Origin of the sequence: Amycolatopsis kentuckyensis (genome assembly GCF_002155975.1) — a bacterium.
Taxonomy (GTDB): domain Bacteria; phylum Actinomycetota; class Actinomycetes; order Mycobacteriales; family Pseudonocardiaceae; genus Amycolatopsis; species Amycolatopsis kentuckyensis.
The window spans coordinates 1-639 of record NZ_MUMI01000721.1 but is presented as its reverse complement, the minus strand read 5'-3'; the positions used below and the strand labels follow the sequence as shown (position 1 = coordinate 639).

Sequence of the window (639 nt, the reverse complement as noted above, 5' to 3'; positions counted from 1 at the left end):
GACAGGCACGCCTCGAACAGCCGCGCGCAGTCATCCGGTGACATCCACGTGGACAACATCCTGGTGTCACGCGGTTTCTCGAAGCAGGAGCCGATGCGCACGGAGACCGTCTCCAGGCCGTGCTTGTCCCAGTAGAGCTGGGCCAGGTCCTCGCCGAAGGACTTGGACAGGCCGTAGAAGGTGTCGGGGCGGTGCGGGGTGTCGACCGGGATCAGCGGATCCCTGCCGATCGGGCGCGGCGTGAAGCCCACCGCGTGGTTGGAGGACGCGAAGACGATACGGGGGACGCCCTCCGCGCGGGCGGCCTCGTACAGGTTGTACGTCCCCTCGATGTTCGCCCTGAGGATCTTCTCGAAGGAGGCTTCCAGGGAGATGCCCGCGAGGTGGATGATCGCGTCGACGCCCCGTACGGCCTCGCGCAGGGCGTCCTTGTCGGCGAGGTCGGCCGTGATCGCGTCCGGCGCGCCCTCGACGGGCAGCAGGTCCATCAGGCGCAGCTCGTAGCCGTGGGCCGGGAGCAGGTCCCGCATCAGGGTGCCGAGTCCACCGGCGGCGCCGGTGAGCAGGACGGTGCGGGGAGCGGGCATCCGTGGGTCTCCTTGTATCGCCATCTGTGCACATGGGCGTCCGACATTCACA

Annotated in this window: 1 protein-coding gene; it reads right to left on the bottom strand. The window is 68.5% G+C overall.

Annotation, left to right across the window (positions count from 1 at the left end; all coding sequences use genetic code 11):
* Nucleotides 1-587 (bottom strand): NAD-dependent epimerase/dehydratase family protein (locus tag CCN39_RS46435; RefSeq protein ID WP_086853431.1); only part of this gene is annotated, 587 nt, incomplete at its 3' end.
* Between the last annotated feature and the right edge of the window lie 52 nt (nucleotides 588-639).